We start from the raw sequence: 6,923 nt of genomic DNA, 5'->3' as shown, positions 1-6,923 counted from the left end.
CGAGATGCGGCAGATCGTGGTGCGGGACGAGGCCCGCGTCGTCAAGGGGATCGGGCCCTGCGGGCGTCCCTGCTGCTGCAGCTACTGGCTGCACGACTTCACCCCCATCTGCATCCGCATGGTGAAGGAGCAGAAGCTGGCGCTGAACCCCACCAAGATATCCGGCATCTGCGGCCGGCTGATGTGTTGCATGGCCTACGAGCACGAAACCTATGGGGCGCTGTGGAAGGGGCTTCCCGGACCGGGGAGCAAGATCAGGACGGAGAACGGTACCTACGTCCTGGAGAGCGTGGACCTGGCCACGGAACGGGTGCAGGTGCGCACCCCCTTTGGGCGCGTCGCCGCTGTTCCCGTAGCGGACTTCCAAGACTTCCGCGCGGCCGTGCTGCGGGGCGAGGAATGGGGCGACGAAGAGACCCTCCCGCGTCCCGCAGGCGCGGGGCGCCGTTTCCCTGCGGGCGGGCGCCGGCCCGACCCTGCCCCCGCCCGCGGCGGGGACGGCAGGCGGAGGGAGGTGCCTCCAGCCCCGGAGGAGCGCCGGACCGGGCGGCGTGAGCAGGAGGCCCGGCCTGGTGCGGAGCGGGCCCCTCGCGGAGAGGCGGAAGGGGCACCCCGACGCAGGGGAGGGCGTCCTCCTAGGCGGCAGGATGGGGAGCGCCCTTCGCGTCCAAGGCAGGACGGTCCGGCCCCAGCCCCAAACGCGGCGGAGGGGACCCGACGCGGCGAGGGGGAGCGCCCTCCGCGCCCAAGGCAGGACGGCCCGGCGCCGGCCCCGAACGCAGCGGCGGAGGGGGCCCGGCACGGCGAGGAGGAACGTCGTCCAAGGCCGCGCCGCAGGCCGGATCGCCCAAGGCGGCCACGGGGCCCCCGGAGTTCCGGTCCCGATGGGGCCCAGGGGAAGGAGGAGGTCTAAATGGCGTTTTTTGCGCGTCTGAAGGAGGGGCTGAAGGGCGTCAAGGAGCGCTGGAGCGGCGGCATTGCGAAGCTGTTCTCAGGGAGCTCCTTTGACGACGCCTTCTGGGAGGAGCTGGAGGACCGGCTGATCGCCGGGGACGTCGGGGTCGATCTGTCCGAGGAGCTGGTGGAATCCCTGAAGGGGGAGGTCCGGGCCCGCGGCATCGCTTCGCCGGAGGCGCTGAGGGACGTCTTCGTCGAGAGGATCACGGCGGAGCTCCTGTCCGTCCCTGGGATGGGGAAGCCCTTTGAAACGGAGCCCGCCCCCCAGGTGCTCCTGATGGTGGGGGTCAACGGCAGCGGCAAGACCACCTCGGCCGGAAAGCTGGCCCTGCAGTTCAAGGGGCAGGGGAAGGGCGTCGTGCTGGCCGCGGCGGACACCTTTCGGGCGGCGGCGGTGGAGCAGCTGCAGGTCTGGGGCGAGCGGGTTGGGGTGCGCGTCGTCGCCCAGGGGCAGGGGAGCGACCCCGCGGCGGTGGCCTTCGACGCCTGGCAGGCCACTCGAAGCGCGGGCGCGGACCTCCTCATCGTGGACACGGCGGGCCGCCTTCACGACAAGCACAACCTGATGGAGGAGCTGCGCAAGATCCAGCGGGTGCTGCTCCGGGAGGCGGGGGAGGAGCGGGTCCAGACGGTTCTGGTGCTGGACGCGGTGCTGGGGCAGAACTCCGTGGCGCAGGCGGAAACCTTCAACTCCATCCTGCCCGTTTCCTCCATCGTGCTCACGAAGTACGACAACACGGCGAAGGGGGGCGTGGTGCTGGCCATCGCCCGCAGGCTCCGCATCCCCGTGCGCTGCATCGGCCTGGGCGAGGCCCCGGAGGACCTCAGCCCCTTTGACCCGGCCGAGTTCGCGGCGGCGCTGATGGAAGGCGAGGCGGGACGATGACCGCGGCGCGGGAGGCGGAGGAGGAGCGGCTCCGGTCGCTGTCGCGAAGCTCGCCGCTCTTGGTCTTCCTCAGGGCGATGTACGGCCTGATGCTGGACTACGGCGTCTACCTGCCCGACGGCGCGGACCCCATCGTCCTCTCGAAGGAGCAGCTCGTGGTCCTGGTGGAACGGGGAAGGGCGGAGGCGCCGGTGCGGGACCTTCCGGCCCTGGCGAGGGATGGACTGTTCCGCCCCCTGGCGCCGGAAGGCCTGCCGAACCCGGACGCGACCCAGGCCCTGGTCCTGGAGCGGCGCGGCGCCCGCACGGCGACGATCAGCGAAGCCGTCAGCCGGACGGAGCCGGAGTACCCGGAGTGGTGGGAGGCCCCCGTCCCCTTCGCCCTGTGCGCTCGGACGGGCGTGAAGCTGAACCGGGCGGCGATGGCGGCGTTCGGGTCGGACCTGGAGCGGCTCAGCGTGGCGGACCTCCCGGAGAAGGACGAGTTCATCGTGGAGCTGGAGGGCAGGGAACGGCCCTGCTACTTGACCTTTCGCCGCGTGGACCGGGACGTCTTCATCATAGACGACTGCACGGGAGACCTGGCGGAGGCGCAGGACATCTCCTGGTGGGCCGCCGTGGGACGCCGCTGGACGACCGTCCTGGAGTCCGGGGGAGCCTCCTGGAGCCGTGCGGACTCCCTGCCTGAGGACTTCAAGGGGCAGTCCTGGCCCTGCGAGTGGCAGGGGCGCTTCCTGGGCTACCTCTGCGTGGAGGGGCTGCCGCCGGCCGCCGAGCCCAAGCGGCGCAGGCGGACGAAGGACGATGGAGAGCCGGAGGGGCCCAGGAGGCGCGGGCGCAGGAAGGCCGACGCCCCGAAGAAGGAGGACGAGGTCCTGAAGGCCATAGGGCCCCAGACGATGGCCCTCCTGACGCCGGGGCAGGTGCGGCCCGACGGGCCAGAAGCGGGGCCGGGCGGGTTCGATGCCTGACGCCGATCGTCGGGACGAGCCGCTGGTGAAGCGCATCGCGGGCGTCCTCTGGCCCGATGGCGACGAGGGGCGGCTGCGATGGACCCTGGAGGCCCTGTCGGAGCTCTGGGGCGCGCCGGACCTCGTGGGGGAGCCCGTGCCCTTCACCCTGACGGATTACTATCGCGACATCGCGCCGCGCCTCGTGCGGACCTTCCTCTGCTTCCCCGGCCTCGTGGGGGCGGGAGGCTTGGCGGACTGGAAGCGTCAGTCCTGCGCCGTCGAGGCCCGGAGCCGGACCCCACGGGCCGTCAACGTCGACCCCGGCTACGTGGACGGCGCGCGCCTTGTCCTGGCCTCCACCAAGGACCACGCGCACCGCATCTGGCTGCGGGACGGCGTCTACGCTGAGGTGACGATGCGCTTCCGGTTTGGGAGCTGGACGAGCTTTGACTACACGTTCCCCGACTTCAAGAGCGGCGTCTACGACACGTTCCTCAGCGCCGTCCGGGAGAGGTGGCTGGCGGAGCGGCCCTGCTGTGCCCCATCGTACCACCGGCGGGAGGATGAAGCGCGCGGGAGAGGCGGGGCCGGGCGGAGCCCGTCGTCGGAGTTTTGAGGGAGTGCGCTTGGTAATTCAGCGCTCCTGTGAGGAGGATGTTTAGAGTGATCGAACGGTATGCGGAGCGGGACGTTGACGCGCTCTGGGCGGAGGAGAACCGCCTGAACGTGATGCTGAAGGTGGAGCTTGCGGCAGCGCGGGCGTGGTGCGAGATGGGGCGCGTCCCGGAGGAGGCGCTTTTGGACATCGAGGCCAACGCGCGCTTTTCCGTGGAGCGCGTCCACGAGATCGAGCGGGTGACGCAGCACGACGTCGTGGCCTTCGTCAGCGCCGTGGCGGAGAACGTGGGCGAGAACGGGCGCTACCTGCACCTGGGCATGACGAGCAGCGACGTCCTGGACACGGCGAGCTCCATCATGCTGCGCGACTCCATGGACATCATCCTGAAGGCGCTGGACGAGCTGGACGGCGCGGTGATGACTCTGGCCCGCCGCTACAAGCGCCTGCCCTGCGTCGGGCGCACCCATGGAATCCACGCGGAGCCGATGACCCTGGGCCTGAAGTTCCTGAACTGGCACGCGGAGCTGCAGCGCGACCGCGAGCGGCTTGAGCTGGCGAAACGGCACGTGTCGAGCGGCAAGATATCGGGCGCAGTGGGCACCTACGCGATGAGCTCCCCCGGCCTTGAGGCCCGCGTGTGCGAGCTGCTGGGGCTTGAGCCGGCGTGCATCTCAAACCAGATCCTGCAGCGGGACCGCCACGCCGAGATGATGAACGCCCTCGCGGTCTTTGGCTGCACCATGGAGCGCATGGCCCTTGAGGTCCGCAACCTGCAGCGCACGGAGGTCCGGGAGGCCTTCGAGCCCTTTGGCGCGGGCCAGAAGGGTTCGAGCGCCATGCCCCACAAGCGAAACCCCATCAAGTGCGAGCGCGTCTGCGGGATGTCGCGCCTCCTGCGCGGCTATGCCCTGACGGCCATGGAGAACGTGGCGCTCTGGCACGAGCGCGACATCAGTCACTCCTCGGTGGAGCGCGTGATCTGGCCGGACGCCTTCAACATCGCCGCCTTCATGGCGCGGAGCATGACCGGCATCCTGACGGGACTCGTGGTGGATGAGGCCCGCGTGAGGGAGGACATCGACATGACGGGCGGGCTGGTCTACAGCCAGCGCGTCCTGACCTTCCTGCTGGACGAGCTCAACCTGTCGCGGGAGGCGGCCTACGCCGTCGTGCAGGAGAACGCCATGAGGACGGCGGCGGGGGAGGGGCGTTTCCTGGACCTCCTGCTGCGCGACGGGCGCATCCAGGGCCTCGTGCCGCCGGAGCGCATCAAGGCTCTCTTCGAGAGCGACTTTTACGCGCGCTGGGTGGACGACATCTTCGCCCGCTTCGACGGGGATTGACGCGGGAGGCGGCCTTGCATCGTTTTTGCATGAAGGTCTACGGCTGTCAGATGAACGTCTACGACAGCGACAGGGTTCGCACGGTGCTCCTGCGGCGGGGCTGGCGGGAGGCGGAGGAAGAGGACGCGGACCTGGTGGTCATCACGGGCTGCAGCGTCCGCGCCAAGGCCGAACAGAAGGTGTGGAGCGACCTGGGGCGCTACGAGGCGTCCTGGAGTGGTCACCATCGCCCCGTCCTGGCCCTGACGGGCTGCATCGCGCAGAGCCTGGGGAAACGCGCCCTGTCGCGCTTCCCGTGGGTGCGCCTCGTTTCGGGGCCGCGGCACATCGGCATGTTGCCGGACGGGCTGGAGCGCGTCGTGGCGGAGGACGTGAAGTTGGACCTGCTGGACGCGGACCCGCGGGAGTTCTTTGAGCTGGACGAGGTGACGACGCGCCGCGAGAACCCGTGGCGGGCCTACGTGACCATCGCCTACGGCTGCGACAACTTCTGCACCTACTGCATCGTGCCCTACGTGCGGGGGCGCTTCCTGTCCCGCCCTGCCCCGGACGTCCTGAACGAGGTCCGGGCGCTGGTGGAGGACGGCGTGCGGGAGGTCACGCTGCTGGGCCAAAACGTCAACAGCTACGGCAGGGACCTGGACGGCGGGCCGACCTTTGCGGAGCTCTTGCGGAGCGTGGCGCGGACGCCGGGGCTGGATCGGGTGCGCTTCGTCACCTCCCTGCCCCAGGACTTCACGCGGGACATCGTGGACGTGATGGCGGAGGAGCCGGCGGTGTGTCCCTCGCTCAACCTGCCCATCCAGTCGGGGAGCGACAGGGTGCTGAAGAGGATGAACCGCAAGTACGCGCGCCAGGAGTTCGTCGAGAAGGTGGCGATGGTGCGCGGGGCCCTGCCGGAGCTGGGGCTGACCACGGACCTGATCGTCGGCTTCCCTGGGGAAACGGAGGAGGATTTCGAGGACTCGCTGAGCGCGCTCTCCGAGATACGGTTCGACCTGGTGCACAGTGCGGCCTACTCCGAGCGGGAGGGAACGCCGGCCGCCACGATGCCCGGAGCCCTGCCCCAGGAGGTGCGGCTCGATCGCCTGACGCGGCTCAACGAGCTGCAGGACGGAATCACGCTCTCCATCAACCGGGCTCTCCAGGGCCGCACGTACCGCGTCCTGGCGGACGGACGGGCGCCGCGGGGCGCGGGCCTGCTCCAGGGCCGCACACCCACGGACAAGGTCGTGATCTTCCCCGGCGACGAGGCGCTCCTGGGGCACTTCGTCGACGTGCGGATCACGGAGGCGGAGTCCTGGTGTCTGCATGGGGAAAGGGTTTGAGGAGAGGCCTGGCTCCGTTTGCAAAGAGTCAGGCGGGCGGAGCCGGACACCGTCACAGTGCGAATTTCTTTGGCCCTCCGGCGTCCGGTCGCAGGGCAGGGGCTTGGGGAGGGCGGGCTTCGATGTTTAAGAGGTTGTGGTCCATCTACGTGAGGTTCTTTCGGATCGGCGCGTTTACCATAGGCGGAGGCATCGTGATGCTGGGCGTGATCGAGGCCGAGGTCCGGGCCACGGGCGAGTTCACCGACGAGGAGATCGCGGACATGATCGTCCTGGCGACGGCGGTGCCGGGCCCCATCGCCACGAACCTCTCCTTCGTCGCCGGCAGGGCCATGGGCGGCCTCCCCGCCGCCGTCACGGCCGTCCTGGGGACGGCGACGGCCCCGTTCCTCAGCATCCTCTTCCTGTCCTCCCTCATCATCGAACACCTGAAGAACCCCTGGCTGATCTCCTTCTTCCTTGGGGCGACGGCGGGGGTGGTCGTGGTGGTGTGGAATTCCCTGTGGAAGATGATCCGGTCCTCCGTGCTGAAGGGCGTCCCCCAGACGCTCGCCTTCGCGACGACGGCGGGGCTCCTGTTCGTCTGGGACGTCAACCCCTTCATCGCCCTGGCCGCAGGAGGGCTGGTTTCGATCCTGGGCGGACGCTTCCTCCCCAGAGGAGGGCGAGCGTCATGAACACGGTCCTGCTCTTGATGGGCGTCTTCGCCAAGGTGGCCATGGGGGCCTTTGGCGGGGGCCTCGCGACGATCCCCTTCATCCACCGCGAGCTGGTGGAGGTGCGCCCGTGGCTGACGGAGGAGATGTTCGGCCAGACGGTGGCTCTGGCGCAGATGAC

At 69.7% G+C, this 6,923-nt stretch carries 8 protein-coding genes; all 8 read left to right on the top strand.

The window, feature by feature from the left end; translation table 11 throughout:
- Window positions 1–913: regulatory iron-sulfur-containing complex subunit RicT (gene ricT / locus Q0629_RS06675; RefSeq protein ID WP_298780501.1), on the top strand; the 913-nt coding region annotated here is incomplete at its 5' end.
- Window positions 914–1,843, top strand: a complete 930-nt coding sequence (gene ftsY, locus Q0629_RS06670; protein WP_298780498.1) for a signal recognition particle-docking protein FtsY — start codon at window positions 914–916, stop codon at window positions 1,841–1,843.
- A complete protein-coding gene (locus Q0629_RS06665; protein WP_298780495.1) occupies window positions 1,840–2,814 on the top strand; it encodes a hypothetical protein in 975 nt (324 codons plus the stop codon). Before ftsY ends, Q0629_RS06665 begins: the two co-directional genes overlap by 4 nt.
- Complete coding sequence (locus tag Q0629_RS06660) at window positions 2,807–3,412, top strand: DUF4416 family protein (protein ID WP_298780492.1); 606 nt, start codon at window positions 2,807–2,809, stop codon at window positions 3,410–3,412. The genes Q0629_RS06665 and Q0629_RS06660 overlap by 8 nt, the downstream gene beginning before the upstream one ends.
- A gap of 47 nt (window positions 3,413–3,459) precedes the next feature.
- A complete protein-coding gene (gene purB, locus Q0629_RS06655; protein WP_298780489.1) occupies window positions 3,460–4,758 on the top strand; it encodes an adenylosuccinate lyase in 1,299 nt (432 codons plus the stop codon).
- Window positions 4,759–4,772: 14 nt separating this feature from the next.
- Entirely contained in the window at window positions 4,773–6,086 is a 1,314-nt protein-coding gene (gene miaB, locus Q0629_RS06650) for a tRNA (N6-isopentenyl adenosine(37)-C2)-methylthiotransferase MiaB (RefSeq protein ID WP_298780487.1), read from the top strand.
- Between the two features lie 122 nt (window positions 6,087–6,208).
- On the top strand, window positions 6,209–6,763 hold the full coding sequence (locus tag Q0629_RS06645; protein ID WP_298780485.1) for a chromate transporter: 555 nt from the start codon (window positions 6,209–6,211) through the stop codon (window positions 6,761–6,763).
- The coding region (locus tag Q0629_RS10180; protein WP_366123177.1) for a chromate transporter at window positions 6,760–6,923 on the top strand (164 nt) is incomplete at its 3' end. The genes Q0629_RS06645 and Q0629_RS10180, both read left to right, overlap by 4 nt.

It is taken from the genome of uncultured Fretibacterium sp. (assembly GCF_938030725.1).
Taxonomy (GTDB): Bacteria; Synergistota; Synergistia; order Synergistales; family Aminobacteriaceae; genus Fretibacterium.
The sequence above is the reverse complement of the archived record's forward strand: the minus strand, read 5'-3'. Positions and strand labels throughout refer to the sequence as shown.

What these genes read in the sequence shown, in the direction of transcription:
- ftsY (WP_298780498.1), top strand. Translation starts at nt 914, where the DNA reads ATGGCGTTTTTTGCGCGTCTGAAGGAGGGGCTGAAGGGCGTCAAGGAG.
- Q0629_RS06665 (WP_298780495.1), top strand. Translation starts at nt 1,840, where the DNA reads ATGACCGCGGCGCGGGAGGCGGAGGAGGAGCGGCTCCGGTCGCTGTCG.
- Q0629_RS06660 (WP_298780492.1), top strand. Translation starts at nt 2,807, where the DNA reads ATGCCTGACGCCGATCGTCGGGACGAGCCGCTGGTGAAGCGCATCGCG.
- Q0629_RS06645 (WP_298780485.1), top strand. Translation starts at nt 6,209, where the DNA reads ATGTTTAAGAGGTTGTGGTCCATCTACGTGAGGTTCTTTCGGATCGGC.